17 protein-coding genes are annotated in these 19,060 nt (G+C 74.6%); 2 read left to right on the forward strand and 15 right to left on the reverse strand.

Translation table 11 applies throughout. The features are described 5' to 3' along the window. Window positions 1-6: 6 nt before the first annotated feature. Genes E1286_RS06530 through E1286_RS06560 form a run of 7 tightly spaced genes read right to left on the reverse strand, consistent with a single transcriptional unit; the run spans window position 7 to window position 6,621 of the window. Complete coding sequence (locus tag E1286_RS06530) at window positions 7-1,341, reverse strand: alkaline phosphatase family protein (RefSeq protein ID WP_132609712.1); 1,335 nt, start codon at window positions 1,339-1,341, stop codon at window positions 7-9. Next, a complete protein-coding gene (gene eboE, locus E1286_RS06535) occupies window positions 1,341-2,453 on the reverse strand; it encodes a metabolite traffic protein EboE (protein WP_132609714.1) in 1,113 nt (370 codons plus the stop codon). Before eboE ends, E1286_RS06530 begins: the two co-directional genes overlap by 1 nt. Window positions 2,454-2,455: 2 nt before the next feature. Beyond that, on the reverse strand, window positions 2,456-3,301 hold the full coding sequence (locus E1286_RS06540; RefSeq protein ID WP_132609716.1) for a TatD family hydrolase: 846 nt from the start codon (window positions 3,299-3,301) through the stop codon (window positions 2,456-2,458). Beyond that, the gene (locus E1286_RS06545; protein ID WP_132609718.1) at window positions 3,302-3,820 is read right to left on the reverse strand and encodes an EboA domain-containing protein; all 519 of its coding nucleotides are present in this window, start codon (window positions 3,818-3,820) and stop codon (window positions 3,302-3,304) included. Next, complete coding sequence (locus E1286_RS06550) at window positions 3,765-4,631, reverse strand: sugar phosphate isomerase/epimerase family protein (protein WP_132609720.1); 867 nt, start codon at window positions 4,629-4,631, stop codon at window positions 3,765-3,767. Before E1286_RS06550 ends, E1286_RS06545 begins: the two co-directional genes overlap by 56 nt. Beyond that, window positions 4,628-5,473 (reverse strand): SCO3242 family prenyltransferase, encoded by an 846-nt coding sequence (locus E1286_RS06555; RefSeq protein WP_132609722.1) that lies wholly within the window; start codon window positions 5,471-5,473, stop codon window positions 4,628-4,630. Before E1286_RS06555 ends, E1286_RS06550 begins: the two co-directional genes overlap by 4 nt. Beyond that, window positions 5,470-6,621, reverse strand: coding sequence for an inositol-3-phosphate synthase (locus tag E1286_RS06560; protein WP_132609724.1), 1,152 nt, complete (start codon window positions 6,619-6,621; stop codon window positions 5,470-5,472). Before E1286_RS06560 ends, E1286_RS06555 begins: the two co-directional genes overlap by 4 nt. 305 nt (window positions 6,622-6,926) lie before the next feature. Between E1286_RS06560 and E1286_RS06565 the strand changes: the two genes are divergently transcribed. Continuing rightward, complete coding sequence (locus E1286_RS06565) at window positions 6,927-8,684, forward strand: glycoside hydrolase family 10-like protein (RefSeq protein ID WP_132609726.1); 1,758 nt, start codon at window positions 6,927-6,929, stop codon at window positions 8,682-8,684. Window positions 8,685-8,762: 78 nt separating this feature from the next. Further along, window positions 8,763-9,326: a hypothetical protein gene (locus tag E1286_RS06570; RefSeq protein ID WP_132609728.1), complete on the forward strand. Its 564-nt coding sequence runs from the start codon at window positions 8,763-8,765 to the stop codon at window positions 9,324-9,326. Here E1286_RS06570 and E1286_RS06575 read toward each other — a convergent pair. From E1286_RS06575 to E1286_RS06610, 8 genes are read right to left on the reverse strand one after another with little or no spacing between them, the layout of a single operon-like run. Further along, window positions 9,313-11,835, reverse strand: coding sequence for a glycoside hydrolase family 38 N-terminal domain-containing protein (locus E1286_RS06575; RefSeq protein WP_132609730.1), 2,523 nt, complete (start codon window positions 11,833-11,835; stop codon window positions 9,313-9,315). The genes E1286_RS06570 and E1286_RS06575 overlap by 14 nt on opposite strands. Beyond that, the gene (locus tag E1286_RS06580; RefSeq protein ID WP_132609732.1) at window positions 11,832-12,518 is read right to left on the reverse strand and encodes an N-acetylmannosamine-6-phosphate 2-epimerase; all 687 of its coding nucleotides are present in this window, start codon (window positions 12,516-12,518) and stop codon (window positions 11,832-11,834) included. Before E1286_RS06580 ends, E1286_RS06575 begins: the two co-directional genes overlap by 4 nt. Next, window positions 12,515-14,179, reverse strand: a complete 1,665-nt coding sequence (locus tag E1286_RS06585; protein ID WP_165969607.1) for an FAD-dependent oxidoreductase — start codon at window positions 14,177-14,179, stop codon at window positions 12,515-12,517. The genes E1286_RS06580 and E1286_RS06585 overlap by 4 nt, the downstream gene beginning before the upstream one ends. Continuing rightward, entirely contained in the window at window positions 14,173-15,723 is a 1,551-nt protein-coding gene (locus tag E1286_RS06590; RefSeq protein WP_132609736.1) for a DUF4127 family protein, read from the reverse strand. Before E1286_RS06590 ends, E1286_RS06585 begins: the two co-directional genes overlap by 7 nt. Further along, window positions 15,720-16,598 (reverse strand): ROK family protein, encoded by an 879-nt coding sequence (locus E1286_RS06595; protein ID WP_132609738.1) that lies wholly within the window; start codon window positions 16,596-16,598, stop codon window positions 15,720-15,722. Before E1286_RS06595 ends, E1286_RS06590 begins: the two co-directional genes overlap by 4 nt. Next, a complete protein-coding gene (locus E1286_RS06600; protein WP_132609740.1) occupies window positions 16,595-17,311 on the reverse strand; it encodes a GntR family transcriptional regulator in 717 nt (238 codons plus the stop codon). The genes E1286_RS06595 and E1286_RS06600 overlap by 4 nt, the downstream gene beginning before the upstream one ends. Further along, window positions 17,308-18,153, reverse strand: coding sequence for a carbohydrate ABC transporter permease (locus E1286_RS06605; protein WP_132609742.1), 846 nt, complete (start codon window positions 18,151-18,153; stop codon window positions 17,308-17,310). The genes E1286_RS06600 and E1286_RS06605 overlap by 4 nt, the downstream gene beginning before the upstream one ends. After that, complete coding sequence (locus E1286_RS06610) at window positions 18,150-19,028, reverse strand: carbohydrate ABC transporter permease (protein WP_132609744.1); 879 nt, start codon at window positions 19,026-19,028, stop codon at window positions 18,150-18,152. The genes E1286_RS06605 and E1286_RS06610 overlap by 4 nt, the downstream gene beginning before the upstream one ends. Window positions 19,029-19,060 lie beyond the last annotated feature (32 nt).

The raw sequence follows: 19,060 nt of genomic DNA on the forward strand, positions 1-19,060 counted from the left end.
CCCAGCCTACGTCGCGCGCCGGCGCGCCAGCCCGGCCAGCAGCTCCTTGACGTCGGTGGCCTCGTAGGCGTCCCCCTCGAACGGCCCGATGAGCACGGGGCCGTCCTCGGCGGCGTCGGGCAGCCGGCCGTGGCTGCCCCGCACCGGCGCCGGGTCCAGCGGCACCACCGACATCGTGTAGCGGAACCCCAGGGTCTTCCTGGCCAGGGCCGCGGCCGCACGCAGCTTGACGAAGGGGTCACGCGGGTCCATGAACAGCTCGGCCGGGTCGTAGCCGGGCTTGCGGTGGATCTCCACGAGCCTGGCGAAGTCCGGGGCCCGGTCGTCCGACAGCCAGTAGTAGTAGGTGAACCAGGCGTCGGGCTCCGCCACCGCGACCAGCTCACCGGCGCGCTCGTGGTCGAGCCCGTACTTCGCCTTGCCCGCCTGGTCGAGCACCTCGTCCACGCCGGGCAGCCCGGCGACGACGTCGCGGGCGCGGGCGAGGTCGGCCGGGTCGCGTACGTACACGTGGGCCACCTGGTGGTCGGCCACGGCGAACGCCCGCGACGCCCACGGGTCGAGGTACTCCATCCCCTCCTGGGTGTAGACCTCCAGCAGTCCCGCACCGCGCAGCGCCCGGTTGACGTCGACCGGGCGGGACGCCGGCGTGATGCCGTACTCCGACAGCACCACCACCTCGGCGTCCTCGGCGAGCAGCGGCGCCAGCGCGGCGTCCACGGCGCGGGCGGCGGCGATCGCCTCGGAACCGTCGGGGCCGTACCGCTGCAGGTCGTAGTCGAGGTGCGGGACGTAGACCAGCATCAGGTCGGGCCGCTCACGCTCGAGGATGCGGCGGGCCGCGCCGATGATCCATTCGGACGAGGCGATCCCCGCGGTCGGGCCCCAGTAGTTGAACAGCGGGAACGTGCCCAGCGCGGATTCGAGGTCGTCGTGGAGCGAGGGCGGCCTGGTGTAGCAGTCGGGCGACTTGCGGCCGTCGGCGTGGTAGATCGGGCGCGGGGTGACGAGCAGGTCGCTGGCCGCGCCCATCGCGTACCACCAGCAGACGTTGGCGGTGCGCAGGCCCGGCACGGCGGTCCACAGCTGGTCGCCCTGGATGAGCGCGTTGTGCTGGCGCCACAGGAAGACCTCGCCGAGGTCGCGGAAGTACCAGCCGTTGCCGACGATGCCGTGCTCGCGCGGCATCGCGCCGGTCAGCAGGGTGGCCTGCATCGAGCAGGTGACGGCCGGGAGCACGGGCCGCAGCGTGGCCGCCGCGCCCACCTTGGCCACGTTCGGCATGTGCGCCAGCAGGCGCGGGGTCAGCCCCACCACGTTGATCACGACGAGCGGTGCCATCACTGCTCCTTCAGTCCCAGCGAGGCCAGCCGGCCCCGCATCCAGTCGAGCTCGGCGGCGATGCCGGCGGCGAGGTCCGGCGGCGCGTCCGGGAGCACGGCCCAGGTGTAGGTCTCCACCTCGACGTGCCGGGTCAGCGGGGCGGCGCCGCCGAGGAGCGTGCGCAGCAGCCCGTCCAGGTACGGCGCGCTGGTCGTGAGCGGCGCGGGCGGGTCGGCGTGCAGCGGGACGTGGAAGTGCACCCGCCAGCTCTCGTCCGCGGGCAGGCCGCCGGCCAGCGCCTCTCCGAGGTCGTCGGTGAACCCGCCGGCGGAGCGCGTCTGGTGCAGGAACCTGGGCTCGTCGAACGCCGCGAGCGCCCGCTGCGCCCCTGGCGGGGCCTCCAGCGCGCACGACGCCTGGAGCTTGACGATCGGCAGCCCCGTACGGGCGCCGGCGCCCGGCTCCTCGAACCCGACGGCCATGTGGCAGGCGTCCAGGCACAGGCCCAGGTAGTCGTGGTCGACGTCGCCGAGCAGCGGACCGGCCTGGGGGGTCGTCTCGATGAGGCAGCCGGGCTCCGGCTCGAAGCCCAGCCGGATCACCTTGCCGGTCCTGGCGGTCAGCGCCCGCAGCCCCTGGGCGGCCGCGTCCACGTTGGCCATGACCGCCGCCGCCTTGTCCGCCGTCCAACCGGTACGCCAGGCGAGCGGGAGCGTCGAGATCGTGCCCTCGGTGACGTCGTCCGGCAGCAGCGCGGCCAGGATCTCGGCCAGCCCGAGCGTGTACCGCAGCCGCTCCGCCTCGGCCCAGTCGGGCTGGTACACGCGGTACTTCACGACCTCGTCGTGGAAGCCGCGGTACGGGAACCCGTTGAGGGTCACGACCTCCAGCCCGAGCGCGGTCAGCTGCTCGCGCAGCGCGGCCAGGTCGTCGCGCCGGGCGAGCAGCTCGGCCGCGGCCCGCTGGGGCAGCCAGAGGCCGACGCCGAGCCGGTCGGTGCCGAGCAGCGCCCTGACCCGCGCGGCGACGCCGGAGAGCTGGCGGCGGATGCCGGGCAGATCCTCCGCGGGGTGCACGTTGGTGCAGTAGGACAGGTGGACGGCCGAGCCGTCCGGATGCCGCAGCCGCATGGTCAGCCCCGCTTGATCGTGTTGCCGGCGTAGTCGGGACCCGCCTCGGCGCCCGCCTCCAGGCTGAGCCGCCCGCTCTGCCCGTAGAAGGCCACCGGGTTGCGCCAGAGCACCTGCTCCACGTCGTCCGCGCCGAAGCCGGCCGCCAGCATGGCGTCGGCGACCGCGCGCGTCTTCAGCGGATCGCTGCGGCCCCAGTCGGCGGCCGAGTTCACCAGCATCCTGGCGGTGCCGTACTGCCTGAGCACGGCCACCATCCGCTCCGGGTCCATCTTGGTGTCCGGGTAGATCGAGAACCCCATCCAGCAGCCGGAGTCCGCTACCAGGCCGACGGTCACCTCGTTGAGGTGGTCGACGAGCACCCGCTCGGGAGGCGTCCCCGAGGCCCGCACCACGTCGAGCGTGCGGCGGGTGCCGGCGGCCTTGTCCCGGTGCGGCGTGTGCACCAGGACGGGCAGGTCGTTCTCCCGGGCGAGGGTGAGCTGGGTCTCGAAGGCGTGCTCCTCCTCGGCCGTCATCGAGTCGTAGCCGACCTCGCCGACCGCGACCACGGAGTCCTTCAGCAGGTAGCGCGGCAACTCGGCCAGCACGCCCGCGCAGCGCCGGTCGTTCGCCTCCTTCGGGTTGAGCGCGAGCGCGCAGTGGTGGCGGATGCCGTACTGCGCGGCGCGGTACGGCTCCCAGCCGAGCAGCGCGTCGAAGTAGTCGAGGAAGCTGCCCACGTTGGTGCGCGGCTGGCCCAGCCAGAAGGCTGGCTCCACCACGGCGCGTACTCCCGCGGCGTGCATGCGCTCGTAGTCGTCGGTGGTCCGGGAGGTCATGTGGATGTGCGGGTCGAAGATGCGCATTCAGATCCTCTCCATGACGTCATGCGGGACGGGCCGGCCGGCCGCCCGCAGCTCCGCCGCGTAGTCCGACAACATGCGGGCGAGCTCGGCGTCGAACCGGCGCTCCAGGCCCGCGACCGAGGCCAGCGGGATCCCCATGAAGACGCACTTGAGCACGCCCTGGCGGAAGGAGTGGTCGTCCAGCCACGCCGAGCCGTAGGGGCCGAGGGCGGCGGCGACCAGCCGGGTGTCGTTGGTGCGCAGCGCGTCCTCCACCAGCCCCACCGCCTCCGGTCCCGCGTCGAGATCGGGCAGCGCGGACAGGATCGCCAGCCGTTCGCCGCTGTCGCCGCGTACGTACAGGTCGCTGATCACCGCGCTGATCACGGCGCTGTCGCCGCGCAGCGCCCGCAGCAGCGCGCCGCGGGCGTCGGGGCCGCCGCGCCGCTCGGCCTGCGGGAAGAGCAGGTGGATCGCCCGCGGGTCAGCCTCCACCCGCCGGACCGCCTGCGCCAGCCACTCGTGCTCCGCCTGACTCATGTGCCCTCCTCAGGAAATCGATCGATCGGCGGGCGACCTGCGGGGCCGCGTGACCGTGCCGGGCCAGCTCGACCGCCACCAGGCCGGAGTAGCCGCGGAGCTCGGCGAGCACGCGAGGGAAGTCGATCTCGCCCTCGCCGAACTCCAGGTGCTCGTGGACCCCGCGGCGCATGTCCTCGATCTGCACGTGCACGGTGTACGGCAGCGCCCGCCGCGCGCACGCGGCCACGTCGTCCCGCTCCACGCAGTGGGCGTGGCCGACGTCGAAGGTGAGACCGAAGCGCGGGTGGGCGCCGAGCAGCGCGCGCAGCCGCTCGAAGCCGTCCAGGTCCTGGACGAGCATCCCGGGCTCCGGCTCGAACCCCAGGGTGACGCCGGTCTGGTCCGCCTCGTCGAGGAGCCGTTCGCACCGGCCGGCCAGGCGGGCGTAGGCCTCCTGCTCGGTCACGCCGTCCGGCCGGGCCCCGCTCCACAGGTGCACCACGGGGGCGCCCAGGTCGGCGGCGATCCGCATCGCCGTCGTGAGGAACGCGGAACGGCGCTCCGCGCCGTCGCTGATGAGAGTCGGATGGTGCTTGCGCCAGGGATCGAGGGTGTAGCGCCCGCCCGTCTCTACGACAGCGGACAGGCCCAGCCGGTCGAGCAGCCCGGCGATCCTGGACACCTCGGCGGCCAGACCGGGGGAGTACGGGTCCAGGTGCCCCCGGTCGAGCGTGATCGCCGCACCGGCGTAACCCAGCTCGGCCAGGACCTCGAGGGCCTCGGTGAGCCGGTGGTCGCCGAAGCCGTTGGTGCAGTAGGCCCACTTCATGACGTCGCCATCCTTGACGAGAGCCACCGGCCCACGGGCAGCGAGCACAGCAGCGCGCCCGCCGCCGCGAACCGGCCGTTCCCCGCGACCGCCGCCGCCTGGAGCGGGATCAGCGCGAGGATGCTCAGGCGGACGGCTCGCCGTACGCTCTCGGGGTCGGGGCTGGCCCGTAACCCGGCCTGGACCGGCAGCGTCGAGGCGAGATACCCGGCGATGAGGACGCCCGCGCCCGCCCGGGCGGCGGCGTCGCCGCGCAGGCTGGAGGCGACCGCCAGGCCGGCCGCCGCCCCGCTGGCGGCCAGCGCGCGCCCGGCGGTCGCGGGCGACGCCCCCGTCACCTCGGCGCGGCCCAGGACACTGATCCCGTACGTGTGCGCGCCGACCGCCAGCGCCATCGGCACGGCGGCTCGCGCCTGCGCGCCCGCGCCCATGAGCACGTCGAGGGCGCGGCAGGCCGCCATCGACGCCGGGCCCGCCGCCGTCCGCTTGAGGCCCAGGTCGTACGCCCACACCGCGCCGGCCAGCAGCCCGGCGGTGGTGAGGCCGCGGCGCCCGCCGGCGACGGCGGCGACGGCCAGGCCGGCCCCCGTGAGGGCGACCGCGAGGCCGAGCGCGGTGCCCGGACGGATCCTGCCGGACGGGATCGGCCGCTCCGGCCGCTCGGCGGCGTCGGCCTCGCGGTCGGCCCAGTCGTTGAGCGCCATGCCCGACCAGTACATGAGCACCGACGCCAGGGCCAGTCCGGCGTTCGGGCACCGGCCCGCGGCGGCCGCTCCGGCCATGGTGTCGCCGGGCACCGACAGCGCGGCCGGGGCCCGGACCAGCTCCAGCAGCGCCCTCACGACAGCTCCTCGGCGAACGCGCGCAGCCGGGCGTACTGGGCGGCCAGCGCGTGCTCGCCGCCGCCCAGCGGGTTCTTGAAGAAGTAGCCGAGCTCGGGCAGCGGGCCGTGCCGTCCCTTCTCGTGCGCGCGGGCCACCAGCCGGGCCAGGTCCAGCACGAGCGGGGCGGCCAGCGCCGAGTCGCAGCCCTGCCAGGTGAACTGCAGCGCCATCCGCACCCCGAGGAAGCCCTCGAAGGTGACGTGGTCCCAGGCGGTCTTCCACTCGCCGAGGTCGGCGACGAAGTCGATGTGCGTCTGCCCCTCGACGGGCTCGTCGAAGACGCCGGCGACGACCTGGTCCTTGGACAGCTGCTTGCTGGATCGGGCGGCCGGATCGGCGAGCGTGGCGCCGTCGCCCCCGCCGAGCAGGTTGAGCCCGGACCAGGAGCGCACGCGCAGCGCCCGGCTCGCGAACATGGGCGCCAGCGCGCTCTTGACCAGCGTCTCGCCGGTCTTGCCGTCCCGCCCTGCGTACGGCACCTGCCGTAAGGCGGCCAGTTCGGCCAGCGCGGGCAGGGTGGGACCGGTGGACGGGGTGAACTCCACGTAGCCGCAGCCGGCCTGGAAGGCGGCGTAGGCGTACAGACTGCTCGGCGGCAGGACGTCGTCGCCGGCCGCGAGCCGCTCCTCCAGGTCGGCCAGCCGGGCGAACTCCGGGCGGTCGGCGGCGGGCGGCTCGGTGGAGGAGACGTTGACGACGACGACCCGGGCCAGGTGGTGGCGGGTGCGGAAGGCGGCGATGTCGTCACCCAGGCGGGCGGCGGCGGCCGCCTGGTCACGGTCGCCGGGCACGTCGCCGGGCACGTGGCCGGGGCGGATCTCGGCGTCGGCGGCGTCGAGGTCGGCGGCGATCAGGTCGGGCAGGTGAGGGGGGACGACTCCGGCTCTGCCGAGTTGCTCGGCGCGTTTGCGCAGAGGCGTCTCGGTGATGTCGTGACCGCCGAAGACGAGGCCGGCGAGCGGGACGAGCGTTGCGGGGAAGTTGGGGGATTCGGTCACGCATCCCTGGGGGGGTGCGAGTCCGGCTTTGATCGCGGCGGCGCCGGCGGTCGCGGTGGTCGCCACGGATCCGCGTGCGCCGATGAGCCACACACCGACCTTGTCCATGGAAGCTCCTGTGTGTCGGGCTTCATGCCATATGCGAGGTGCATACGGTATGTCAGTTAAGAGCGACTTTTACCGATGGTCAAGCAGAAGTTGATCGAGGTTCGTCCTATCGCCCGCGCCTTAGGACCGCCGCCGCCTGAACTGCCGCTCGCTCCGGCGTATTTCCGGCGCCGGCACGAGCGGACGTCTCACCGAAGTGGTCCGGACCACTATCGTCAAGTGGGCTTTATCCTGGGATATCGCCTCTTTACTTGTACGGACCACTACGCCAGACTCCTGACACCATTCGCTGATCAGGAGGATTCGTGCGCACTCGACGATGGGGCACCGCACTGCTGGGCGCCGCCGCGCTGACATTCCCGACGGCCGGTCCGGTCCACGCGGCCCAGGAGCCGGCGAGCGGCCCTGGAGTGATCGCCGCCGACGGTGTCCGCCAGGAGATCACCGCCATCGACCCGCCCAGCAGGGCCGCCGGCGTCCTGGCCCTGTACACCCCGGCCTTCCAGCCCACCACGGGCACCAACGCGTTCGGCGCCGAGGCCGTGCTGCGCCGGACGGCGGAACGGGACGTGTACGAGGTGCTCGACGTGTGCACCGCGCTGACCAGCCCCGCATGCCCCAACCCCGGCGACAACGCGATCCCCGCCGACGGCGCGGTCCTGTCCGCCTCCCCGGGCGGCAGCCCGGACGTGCGCCTCTTCCTGCGCGACCACGTGCGCAAGGGCGACCGGATCCGGCTGGACGGCATGCTGTTCAGAAGCGTCTCCGCCACTCTGGACGCGATGAATCCGACGGCCGCCGGCAACCCCGGCGGCGTCGACCCCGCCACCGGCGCGTGCTTCCCCGGGTGCCGCGGCGCCGAGCAGCTCCTCGCCTACATCAGCTCGCCGACGCAGGGCGAGCGCACCGGCACGAACGCCAACGGCTTCGAGGTCACCGTGGTGGACGGCAGGGTGACCGCCCGGGGCGGCGGCGACAGCCTCATCCCGCCGGGCGGCTTCGTGCTCAGCGGTCACGGCTCCAAGGGCGAATGGTTGTCGGCCAACGCCGTGCTCGGCGCGTCCGTCACCCTCGACGCCGGCCGGGTCACCGTCTCCGTGGACGCGGGGACGTACGCGCGCGGCGCCGAGCAGCAGATCGCCGCCGCCGAGGCCGGGCTCGCCGAAGCCGAGGGGAGTTGCCTGCCCGTCGACGCCGAGGCCGCCGGGCGGCACCTCGCCGAGGCCCGCGACCTGCTCGGCCGGGCCGGGGCGGAGCCGGACGAGCGGGCCGCCGCGGAGCTGGCCCAGCGGGCCGGGCAGGCCGCCGTACGGGCGTGGTACCGCACCAGGGAATCCCGCCCGGCCGAAGGGCGCGGCCTCTGGGTGCGCCCGACCGAGACGACCGCGGAGCAGATCGAGAAGTCCCTCGACCGCATCCAGAGCACCGGCGTCAACCTGATCTTCCTGGAGACGCTCTGGCAGGGCTACACGATCTTCCCGAGCGAGGTGGCCGCGAAGTGGGGGGTCGAGGCGCAACGCCCGAACATGAAGGGGTTCGACCCGCTCCAGGTGTGGATCGACGGCGCCCACCGGCGCGGCATCGAGCTGCACGCCTGGGTGCACACCTTCTACGCCGGGCACCAGAGCGCGAACGGCGGTCCCGGCCCGATCCTCACCGCGCACCCCGAGTGGGCCGCGGTCGAGCGCGAGGACGTCGGCAAGGCGGGGCCGCAGCCGTCGTCGCAGGAGGCCGGCTACTACTTCCTCGATCCGGCCATGCCGGAGCCCAGGCAGTACGTCAAGGAGGTCTTCCGGGAGATCCTGACCCGCTACCGGACCGACGGACTGCACCTGGACTACATCCGCTACCCCGTGTCGGTGCCGTACCAGGCGTCCTTCTCCTACAGCGACCACAGCAGGGCGGCCTTCGCCCGGGAGCACGACGGGGCGGACCCGTACACGCTGACCATGGACGATCCGCGCTGGACGCAGTGGAACGCCTGGCGCGAGCGTCAGGTGACGTCGTTCGTCTCCGAGGTGCGGGCGCTGCAGCGCGAGGCGGCCCCTGAGACGCGACTGTAGGCCGCGGTCTTCCCCGACCCGGGCGACGGGCTCGACAAGAAGTTCCAGAACTGGGCCGACTGGGTCGGCAAGGGCTACGTGGACGTGCTGACCGGGATGGCCTTCGGGACGTCCGCCGACGCGGTGGCCGGCGACACGGCCAAGATGCGCGCCTCGGTCGGCGCGGACAACCTCCTCTACACCGCCACGTACGGCCCCTACCGCGGCAGCTCGCCCGACACCGTCACCGACCAGGTGCAGGCGGTGCGCGAGGCCGACTCCGACGGCGCGGCGCTGTTCTCCTACGTCCAGCTCCGCAACGACCAGGCGGCCGCCGTCGGCGAGGGCGTCTTCCGGACCGGGGCCGTGGTGCCGCACGCCGACCCCGAGGCCGCCGTCCGCGCCGGCATCGCCTACACCAGCGGCCAGCTCGGCGGGGCGTGCGCGCCCGCCGCGACGGCCAAGCGGATGGGCAAGGACCTGGCCGCCGCCGACCGCTGGACCCGGCTCGGCAGGCCGGAGCGCGCCCACGCCTCCCTCGACGCCGCGGCCGCCCGCCTCCGCGCGGCCTCGGCGGAGGGGGGGACCGAGCCGCGCTTCCGTGCCCGTGTGCTGCGCGACCTGTCCATGTACCAGCGCTGGCTGGGGGTCAGCGCACCCTGAACGTGCGCAGCGCGTACGGCGGCAGCTCGAACTCCTCGAGGGCGAGCTCCGCCGCCGGGTACGCCGTCTCGTCCAGGCGGGCCTCGCTCACCTGAGCACCCTCGGGCAGGGTCAGGCCCGCCGTCACCGTCTCACCCGTCGGGTTCGACACGCGCAGCACGTAGCCGTCGCCGTCCTCGGCGGGTTTGAGCGCGGTCAGCAGGCCGCCCGCGAGGCGCGGTCCGGCGTGCCGCGGCGCGACCGCCGTGCCGGGCCTGGCCTGCACGGCCCGCATCGGCGCCCGGGCCTGGGCGGCGGCGTGCGCCAGCGTCAGGTCGTCCGCGTCGCCGAGCCGGACGACCAGGCCGAACCGTTGCGGGCCGCGGCACTGCGCCTCGGGGACGGGCAGCTGCGGCCCGGCCCCCGTCGTACGCGTGCGCAGGTCGAAGCGCGACAACCAGCCGACCGCGCGCAGCAGCGTGACGGCGAGCACGTCACCGTCGCGGCCGGGCAGGCCCTGCATCTCGGGCAGGCCCGGCGCGGCGACGAAGACCCGCGCGGCGCCGGAGCCCGCCGAGCCGAACGTCTGCGCCGGCGCCACCGGGTGCCGGGCCTCCATGGCCGGCTCGTCGGGCAGCGGACCCAGCTCCGGCTCGACGGGGCGGCGCACGAGCGAGAAGTGCGCGTCCGCGAGCCACTCGCCTGGCGCGTTCCCGGCGGGGAACAACAGGCGCAGCCGGTGGTCGCCGGCCCGGTTGTCCAGGCGTACGTCCCAGTGCAGCTCCGGCGTCCCGTGCCAGCAGGTGACGTCGACGGTCACCGGCACGGCCACCGCGTCGCGGGAGCGGCGCTCGCGCGAGTCGTCCAGTCCGGCGGGCAGGTCGAGCACGGCCCGCAGCGACAGCCGGGTGCGGACGGGGGAGACGGTCACGGACGAGCCGTACAGGCGGGCGTGCACCGGGGCGTCGGGCACCGGATCGAAGGTGTAGGCGTCGCCGCGGTCGCCCATGTCCTCCAGCAGGCCGAGCCCGGCGAAGACCCGCCCGCCGCCGCTGACCGTGACCGTGGCGTCGCCGGCGGCCTCCAGCGTGTACGGGCCCGCCTGCGCGCGGCGGCCGGGCGAGGTCTCCGGGACCGCCACGGGCTCGCCGCCCAGCTCGATCCGGTACGCCGCCCAGCCCAGCGGCGGCACCTCCTCGGCGAGGAGGGCCACCCGGTGCCGGAGCGCGTCCCGCGTGTCGGGCAGCAGGTCGAGGTCCGCCTCGAACGCCTTCTCCGGCCCGATCGTGACCGACTCGAAGGGCACGCTCTCGCCGTCCGGGCCGTACACCGCGCGCGGGTAGCGCCCGGGCGCCGTCAGCACGTCGGCCTCCACGCCCTGGGTGACCGGGCCGCCGTGCGGGTTCAGCACGGCCAGCACCGCCTCGTCCGCGCACGGGTCGCCGTACAGCCGCACGTCCAGCCCCAGCGCGCCCAGGCAGCGGTTGAGCACCTGCTCGCCCACCGAGGTGACGCGGTCGAAGCGGGTCAGGTTCTCCCGGTGCACCTCGTCCACGCTGCAGCCGCAGATGGAGTCGTGCGGCGCGTTCTTCAGCAGCAGGTCCCAGGCGTGACGCAGGTTCGGCACCTGCTCGGCACGCCCCGACAGCGCCGTGTACGGCTCGGCCCAGCGCTCCAGCAGCGTCTGGGCGCGCCAGTTGGCCTGCTTGAGCGGGGTTCGCGCGCTGAGCGTGCCCGGCAGCAGGAACGTGAGCCTCCCGCCGGGATGCCGCAGCTCGCCCGTCACCAGCGGCGGCTCGGGGTCGGCCGCCCTGGCGGCGGCGAAGAACGCCGGCAGCGTGCTCTCCCGCAGCGGCCCGCCCAGCTCGGCCACCCGGGCGGTGGTGCCGGACGGTGCCAGGTGGTCGCCGCCGTTCAGCAGCAGCCACGGCCCGTCGCCGCACCGCTCCCGCTCCCTGTCCAGGAACGCGGCCAGGCGCCGCTCGGCGTCCGCCCACAGCACCTCGGCCTCGTGGTAGGCCTGGTTGACCGCGTACACCTCCGAGCCGTCCGGCGCCCGCCAGCGGAACCGCGCCGCCCCGGCGGGCGCGCCGCGCCACACCAGCGCGGTGTCCAGCCCGAAGCCGCGCAGCACGCGCGGCAGGTCGCCGGGATGGCCGAAGGCGTCCGGCGAGTAGCCGATCGGGGTGAGCCCGCCGACCGGCTCGGCCGCGCGCCGCGCCGCGAACAGGTTGCGGATCATGTTCTCGCCCGAGACGAGCTGGTTGTCGGCCAGGACGTGCCAGGGGCCGATGGTCAGGCGGCCCGCGACGACGTGCCGCCTGATCCGTCCGGCGAGGTCGGGCCGGACGGTCAGCACGTCGGACAGGGTGACGGTCTGCCCGTCCAGGTGGAAGCCCGCCATCGCGCCGGACTCGAGCTCCGCGCAGACGTGCTCCACCAGCTCCACGAGGCGGGAGCGGAACGACTCGAACGTGCGGTACCACTCGCGGTCCCAGTGCACGTGGCTGACGACATGGCAGACGGTCACGACCGGGCCTCCTTCAGGACGCGGGAGAACCGCAGGGTGATGTCGGCCGGCCGGGTGATGGCGCCGCCGACGACGACGGCGTGCGCGCCCAGCTCCAGGGCCCGCGCGGCCTCGGCGGGGGTGCTGATGCGGCCTTCGGCGAAGAGCGGGACGTCCAGCTTGCCCGCCAGCTCGGCCACCAGCTCCAGGTCCGGCCCGTGGAGACGGGGCGAGGCGGGCGTGTAGCCGGACAACGTCGTCGAGACGCAGTCCGCGCCGAGCTCCGCGGCGGCCACCCCCTCCGCCGCGGTGGAGACGTCCGCCATGACCAGCGCGCCCGCCTCGTGGACGCGGGCGATCGTCTCGGCCAGCCCGAGACCGTCGGGCCGGGGACGCGAGGTGGCGTCGAGCGCGACGATGTCCGCGCCCGCCCGCGCGATCGTCAGCGCGTGCTCGGCGGTGGGGGTGATGTAGACGTCGCCGTCGCCGTCCTTCCACAGACCGATCAACGGGACCGGCACGGCCGCCCGAACGGCCTCGACGTCGGCCGGGCCGTTGACCCGCACGCCGGCCGCGCCCCCCAGCACCACGGATCGCGCCATCGCGGTCATGAACCGCGGCCCGTGCAACGGCTCGCCCTCGTAGGCCTGGCAGGAGACCACTAGGCCACCACGCAGCAGGCCGAGCATCTCGACGCCGGTCATGCCGTTCCTCCCCCTCCGGCGAGCGTGCTCGCCGCGTCGGCCCAGGTCCGTCCCGGGTCCGAGGTCATGTCGTGCCGGCCCAGACGGGCGGCGGCCGCGCGCAGCACCGTGCGATCGGCCTCGGTCAGCGGTTGATCGGGCCGTACGTCCAGGCTGTCCGGCCGGACGGCGCCCGCCGCCGCCAGCAGCTGCACCGGCGCGAACAGCGGGTCGCTGGGGGCGACGTCGAGCACCCAGGCGATCGGCGCCCCGCGCGCCACCAGGCTCCGCCGCACCGCCAGGAGCTCGGCGGGCGCGCTCAACCGGCCGGGCCGGATGCTTCGGCGCACGCAGTGGGCGGCGGCCGTGCCCGCGGCCTCGCCGACCGCCCACTCGCCGTGGTGCACCCGGTAGGCCGAGGCGGCGGCCTGGGTGGCGCCCAGGTTCTTGGCGGCGGCCAGCAGGTTGCCCGGCTCCGGGGCGACCAGCGCCGACAGCGGGATCTGGAACGGCGCCGTGTCGGCGTAGTGGCTGCCGGGATGGCCCACCCGCGCGTGAATGTCCATGTGGTACCAGGCCACGCCCACGGCGTCGGGCATCGCCGCGGCCCGCGCCTGCCCGGGCACCGGCCGCAGGTGGTGCTCGGTCACCGGGCCGGGCACGGCCAGCCGCCGCGACTCGCGCACGTACGGGTGCCGGGCCAGGCCCCCGCTCGTGCCGGGCGCCTCGGCGGCCAGCCGCAGCCCGGGGAAGCCGGCCTCGGTCTGCAGCCAGTGCAGGAACGCCAGCGACAGCAGGCGCGCCCCGGCCGCCGCCTCCCCGGGCTCGTGGATCAGCGACCGGTCGGCGTAGTCGTTGCCCGCCCAGTTGATCAGCACCAGGTCGCGGCCGCCGAGCACCGCGCCGTCGCGCAGCCGCCGGTAGGTCCAGAACGGCGGGTGGCCGTCGGGACCGTCCTCGAACATGCGGTAGCGGTGCGTCCTGCCGTCCCAGCCGTCGATCTCCAGCGTGAACGGCTGGCCGTCCCGCCAGCGCTCGTAACCCGGCGGCCGCGGCACCGTGTGGTCCTCTCCCGGCAGGTGCTCGACCAGGAAGCCCGTCGTGCACGACTGCACGGCCCGCGGGCGCGGGGCGCCCTCGACGGCCAGCGACTCGCCGTAGGCGTCGCCGCCCTCCGAACCGCACACCCACGGGGCTCCGGCCAGGACGAGCAGGTCGCCCAGCTCGGTGGCGTCGCAGAACACCTCGCCGGCGACGCTCTGCCCGGTGGTGAGCGTCACCGCCTCGATGAGGCCCGCATGCAGGCGGACGCCGGCCGGCGCGGCGCCGGTGACGACGGTGAGCCGCCCGCTTTCCACATGCGGGGCCAGCAGGTCCGCGATCGCCTTCGCGCCGGCGTGCGGCTCGAAGCACAACCGGCTCACCCAGCCGCCGCCGGGGTTGGCGACGCCGCCGTACCCGGCGCGGACGAGCTCGCGCAGCCGCGTGTAGGAGGCCGAGACACCGCCGGTCTCCACGTGCGGGTGCTCGTCCAGCGCGGGCACGAGCTGGCTGGTGATCTGCCCGCCCGGCTCCTCCTCCGCGCAGGTGAGCACCACGCTGCGCCCCGACTCGGCGGCCGCGAGCGCGGCGGCCACGCCGCCCAGCCCGCCCCCGATGACCACGACGTCGGCTGTCAGCACGCGCCGTCCCCCTCCTCGCTGTTGTCGGTGATGTCGAAATCCACTTCGAACGTGCGCTCCCACGGCAGGCCGACCCCGCTCACGCGCAACCCCTCGAACCCGGGCAGCCGCAGCCCGTCCAGCGCCGCGACGATCTCCCGCAGCACCGGATGCCCGGCCGGGACGTGGTCGTGCCGGGCCGGGTCGCTGCCCAGCCGGGCGCGGGCCGCCGCGCGCGCTCCGGTCATGTAGCCGTAGTCCTCGACCAGGCGGCGCATCAGCAGGCGGCGGTGCGCCCGCGCGTCGAACGTGCCCGCCCGCTGCCCGGCGACCACCGCCACCGCGTGCGCCACCGCCGTGCCGATCGTGTTGCCCGCGGTGTTCCAGCCGGCGTACGCGGTCAGCCGGTGCAGCAGTCCGCGCCCGGCCAGCGCCGCCACCAGGGCCGGGTCGGCGCCGTTGGGCTGGCCGCAGTCCGCCACGGCGACCCGCCGCCCCTCGCCGAGCAGCCGCTCGACGAGCGCGGCGACCTTCTCGGCCGCCCGGGCGTCGGTCGCCGCGGGAGGGGCCACCGCCCAGTCGGCGCCGCTCTGGTCGGGCACGTGGACCACCAGGCACACGTCACTGCCCGCGACCCCGCCGCAGGCCGCGATCTGGCCGAGGGCGGTCCGCTCGACGGGCATGTTCTCGTACGGCGCCACCCGGTCCAGCGGGCCCGCGGCCTCCACGGAGAAGCCGACGGGCGTTCCGCCGGACAACACGCGGGCGACCAGCGTCGAGACCGCCTCGTCCGCGCCCGGCCGCACGCTGACGCGCCCGTCGCCCAGCCAGGAGGCCCACGACCGCAGCCAGCCCAGCTCGGCCGTCGCCAGGCCCCAGACGGCGGTGTCGTCGGCGCCGATGACCAGCGACTCCAGGGTCCCGTCGGCGAGCAGGCCGAGCGCGGTCAGGTTGAGCGTGTGGTTGCGTAGCCGCCGCCGCAGGAAGTCCCCGCGAACGTCATCCGGCACCTCCGGCTCGCCCGGCATACCGGCGCCCGGCGCACCCACGCCTGGTACGCCCATGCCCAGCGCGCTCGACGTATCCGGAACGTCGGGTATGCCAGGTACATCCGACGGGCGAGAGGCGTCCTGGCCGGCGGAGAGCCGGTGCAGGGAGGCCGAGAGCCGGTGCAGCGCGGGCCCGTGGGCCGACCAGTAGCCGGGCTCCTCCATGGCGTCGTCCGAGTCGGGCGTCCTGGTGACCAGGGTGACGGCGTGCACCGGCGCGCGCACCTCACGCAGCGCCGCCCACCTGCCGGCGACCTCCTCCACCGTGGCCGGAACCGTCCGGGACGCGATCAGCCCGCCGTACCCGAGGGTCTCCAGCGCCACCACCGCGGCGTCGCAGCGTACTGACCGGAGCCAGCCCGCGAGCGCGGCGGTGTCACCGGCGCGGCGGACGCGCGGCAGCGCGGACGGCGGCGGCAGGAGCACGCGTGCCCCCGCGACCGCGGCGATCTCACGGGGCAACGCGGCGCAGGCGGGCCGCTCGTCCAACGGGACGAGGGCCAGCGTGAGCGTCATCCGCGCCCCCGCTGCCCACCGGCGGCCAGGGCCGCTCCGATCAGTACCGCGTCGTCACCCAGGCGGGCCGAGGCGATGGGCACTCCGGTCAGCACGGGCAGGATCCCGGCGGCCAGCGCCTCGCGGAGCGGCGCCAGGTAGAGATCCCCGGCGGCCAGGACGCCGCCGCCGATGATCACGACCTGCGGGTCCCACACGTTCACCACGCCCGCCAGCGCCCGGCCCAGGGCCCGGCCGCCGCGCGCCAGCACGCCGGCCGCCGCCACGTCACCTGCCTCGGCCCGCTCGACCACCTGGCGCAGATCGCGCTCTCCCGAGGCGGCCGCCATGGCGGGCCCGGCGGCGACGGCCTCGACGTGGCCTTCCGCGCCACAGGAGCAGGCCAGCCCCTCGGCCTCGGGCACCGGCACGTGCCCCAGGTGACCGGCGGCGCCGCGCGAGCCGGGCACGACGCGGCCGTCCAGGGCGAGCGCCCCGCCGACGCCGGTGCCGACGGTCACACCCAGCGCCGAGCGCCACACGGTGCCCGCCAGCTCTCCCGCGAGGAACGCCTGCACGTCGTTGCGCACCAGCACCGGCAGCCGGAGCTCGTCCTCCAGCAGCCGGGCCAGCGGAGTGCCGGCCCAGTCGCGGATCGCGTCGGTCGCCCCGACGATCTCCCGGCCGCCGGGGTCCACGACGCCCGCCGTGCCCACCCCGGCCGAGGCGACGCCGTCCAGGCCGAGACCGCGGGCCAGCTCCGCCACCGTCCGCACGACCGCGCGCGGCCCCCGCGCGGCCGGCGTCGGCGCGCACGCCCGCCGGTGGACGGTGCCGTCCCGCGTGACCAGCCCGACGGCGATCTTCGTGCCGCCGATGTCGACGCCCAGCCTCACTTTCTGCGGCCTCTCGCGATCGACAGCCGGTAGTCGTAGCGGTCGGCGCGGTACAGGCTGATCGCGCGCTCCACCACCCGGCCGCGCGCGTCGTGCGTCACCCGTGAGACGCGCAGCGCCGGGAAGTTGTTCGGCACGCCGAGCAGCTCCGCCTGCTCACGGTTGACGACCGTGGCCGAGATCGTCTGGTCGGCGTGCTCGGGCGCGGCGCCGGCCGCCTCCAGCACGTCGTACAGGCTCTCCACCTGTCCCCGCGAGGCCAGGTCCGGCACCAGGTGCTCGGGCACCCAGGCGTTCTCCAGGCACATCGGCTCGCCGTCGGCGGTGCGCAGCCGGGTGATGTGCACCACCGGCGTGCCGGGCTCCACGAACAGGTCGCGGGCCACGTCGATCTCGGCGGGCTCGCTCTCCAGCCGCAGCAGCTTGCCGCCCGGCACCATGCGCCGGGCCCTGATGTCCTCGCTGAACGAGCTGAACGTCAGCGACTTGGTGATCTTCCCTGAGTCGGTGACGAACGTGCCCGCCCCCTGGACGCGGTAGACGCGCCCGTCGCGCACCAGGCCCTCCACGGCCTGACGCACGGTCATGCGGCTCACGCCGTAGCGCTGCATCAGCTCCCGCTCGCTCGGCAACGGGTCGTGCGGCGCCATGTTCGTGTCGATGAGCTCGGCGAGAACGCGCCGGAGCGTCTCGTACTTGGTCTCCTGCGTCATCCTTTGACCGCTCCCTCTCCGACGCCCCGGAAGAAGAATCTCTGCAGGGCGAAGAACAACGCCAGCAACGGAACAACCGCGATCATTGTGCCCGCCGCGATGACCCGCTGGTCCGCGGTGAACGTCCCCGACAGGTACTGGATGCCCACGGTCAGCGTGTAGTTGTCCGGGGTGGACAGCACGATGAGCGGCCACAGGAACTCGTCCCAGGCGAAGACGAAGCTGAAGATCGCGACCACGGCGAGCGTGCCGCGCACCGACGGCAGGGCGACGCGCCAGAACCGCTGCCATTCGCCGGCCCCGTCGAGCATCGCCGCCTCCTCCACCTCCATCGGCAGGTTGAGGAAGCCGTTACGGCACAGCAGCACCGACAGGCCGGTCACCGCGGTCGGCAGCACCACCCCGAGCAGGGTGTCGACCAGGCCCAGCGACCGCGAGGTGAGGAAGACCGACACCATGATGACCTCGAACGGGATGATCATCGTGCCCAGGAACGCGGCGAAGACGAGCTTGCGGCCCCTGAAGTTCATCCTGGCCAGCGCGTAGCCGGCCATGGCGCCGAACACGCAGTTCGTGACGGCCGAGAGCACGGCCACGACCAGGGAGTTGAGGCCGTAGCGCCAGACGGGCACCGTGTCGGCGGCCTTGGCGTAGTTGCGCAGGGTGGGCTCGTCCGGCCACAGGTCGGGCGGGTAGCTGAAGATGCTCTCGCCCAGCCCCTTGAGCGAGGTGGACAACTGCCAGGCGAACGGGCCGATCAGCACCACGAGGACCACGAGCAGCAGCAGGTAGCGGACGGTCCGGCCGGCGATCCGGCGGGCCGCCGCGAGGGCGGGGGTCACAGGCTCTCCTCCCGTCGGTTGAGCCGGGTGACCAGCAGCGAGAAGCCGAGCGTGGCGAAGAAGAGCACCAGGCTCATCGCCGAGGCGTAGCCGGCCTCGCCGCCCAGGCCGAGCCCGGCTTCGCGGATGTAGTAGACGATGCTGGCGGCCTGGCCGCCGGGGCCGGCCGAGCCGTTGCCGAGCACGTAGATCTCGGCGAACACCTTCGCGGAGGCGACCGCCGCCAGCGTGCCCACGAGCACCATGGTCGGGCGGATGGCCGGCACCGTCACCGACCAGAACCTGCGGACCGCGCCCGCGCCGTCCACCTGGGCGGCCTCGTGGTGCTCGCGCGGCACGTTCGCCAGAGCGGCCAGGTAGACGACCATGTAGTAGCCGAGCCCCTTCCAGATCGTCACGCCGATCGCGCTGAGCAGCAGCAGGTCGGCGTCGGTCAGGAAGGGCAGCGGCTCGCTGATCAGGTGCAGGCCGCGCAGCGCGGCGTTGACCAGGCCGTCGCTCGACAGCAGCCACGACCAGATCAGGCCGACGACCACCATGGAGGCGACGACCGGCGAGTAGAACAGCGCGCGGAAGAACCCGACGGCGAAGATCTTCTTCTCCACCAGCAGCGCCAGCAGCAGCGGCAGCGTGACCATCGCGGGGACGCAGACGACGACGTACAACCCGGTGTTGCGCAGCGCCTGCCAGAAGCGTTCGTCCTCGGCCAGCCGGGAGAAGTTCTCCAGGCCGGTGAACGTGCCGCCGCCCAGCGTCGTGGCGTTGGTGAAGGCCAGCACGGCCGTGTTGACGAACGGCCCGAGCGAGAAGACGAGCGCGACCACCAGGGCCGGGGCGACGAACAACCATGGGGTGGCCGGTCGGCGGCCGATCATGGGAGGACCTTTCGTGAGGAGCGGGCCGGTCC

It is taken from the genome of Nonomuraea terrae (assembly GCF_004348995.1).
Taxonomy (GTDB): domain Bacteria; phylum Actinomycetota; class Actinomycetes; order Streptosporangiales; family Streptosporangiaceae; genus Nonomuraea; species Nonomuraea terrae.

Excerpts from the sequence above, each read along its gene's own strand:
- E1286_RS06590 (WP_132609736.1), bottom strand. The coding sequence starts at position 15,723 with ATGACGCTCACGCTGGCCCTCGTCCCGTTGGACGAGCGGCCCGCCTGC.
- E1286_RS06540 (WP_132609716.1), bottom strand. The coding sequence starts at position 3,301 with ATGCGCATCTTCGACCCGCACATCCACATGACCTCCCGGACCACCGAC.
- E1286_RS06600 (WP_132609740.1), bottom strand. The coding sequence starts at position 17,311 with ATGACGCAGGAGACCAAGTACGAGACGCTCCGGCGCGTTCTCGCCGAG.
- E1286_RS06610 (WP_132609744.1), bottom strand. The coding sequence starts at position 19,028 with ATGATCGGCCGCCGACCGGCCACCCCATGGTTGTTCGTCGCCCCGGCC.
- E1286_RS06550 (WP_132609720.1), bottom strand. The coding sequence starts at position 4,631 with ATGAAGTGGGCCTACTGCACCAACGGCTTCGGCGACCACCGGCTCACC.
- eboE (WP_132609714.1), bottom strand. The coding sequence starts at position 2,453 with ATGCGGCTGCGGCATCCGGACGGCTCGGCCGTCCACCTGTCCTACTGC.
- E1286_RS06530 (WP_132609712.1), bottom strand. The coding sequence starts at position 1,341 with ATGGCACCGCTCGTCGTGATCAACGTGGTGGGGCTGACCCCGCGCCTG.
- E1286_RS06580 (WP_132609732.1), bottom strand. The coding sequence starts at position 12,518 with ATGACCGGCGTCGAGATGCTCGGCCTGCTGCGTGGTGGCCTAGTGGTC.
- E1286_RS06545 (WP_132609718.1), bottom strand. The coding sequence starts at position 3,820 with ATGAGTCAGGCGGAGCACGAGTGGCTGGCGCAGGCGGTCCGGCGGGTG.
- E1286_RS06560 (WP_132609724.1), bottom strand. The coding sequence starts at position 6,621 with ATGGACAAGGTCGGTGTGTGGCTCATCGGCGCACGCGGATCCGTGGCG.